This window comes from Streptococcus sp. HMSC073D05 (assembly GCF_001812015.1).
Lineage (GTDB): Bacteria > Bacillota > Bacilli > Lactobacillales > Streptococcaceae > Streptococcus > Streptococcus parasanguinis_D.
In genome coordinates this window covers 1-202 of record NZ_KV807496.1, presented here as the reverse complement: position 1 = coordinate 202, position 202 = coordinate 1, and the positions used below count along the sequence as shown (strand labels likewise).

General features: G+C 51.0%; 2 tRNA genes. Both read left to right on the top strand.

Features of this window, described 5'->3' with window-relative positions:
• The first annotated feature begins 5 nt into the window (after positions 1 to 5).
• A tRNA-Met gene (locus HMPREF2832_RS07045) sits at positions 6 to 79 on the top strand.
• 3 nt (positions 80 to 82) lie between these two features.
• A tRNA-Phe gene (locus tag HMPREF2832_RS07040) sits at positions 83 to 155 on the top strand.
• The last annotated feature ends 47 nt before the right edge of the window (positions 156 to 202 follow it).

The following is a 202-nucleotide window of genomic DNA, read 5'->3' as shown; positions in this document are numbered from 1 at the left end:
ATTAACGCGGGATGGAGCAGCTCGGTAGCTCGTCGGGCTCATAACCCGAAGGTCGTAGGTTCAAATCCTGCTCCCGCAATTTGGCTCGGTAGCTCAGTTGGTAGAGCAATGGATTGAAGCTCCATGTGTCGGCGGTTCGATTCCGTCTCGCGCCATTTCTTTTAATAATAAGCGGGTGTAGTTTAGTGGTAAAACTACAGCC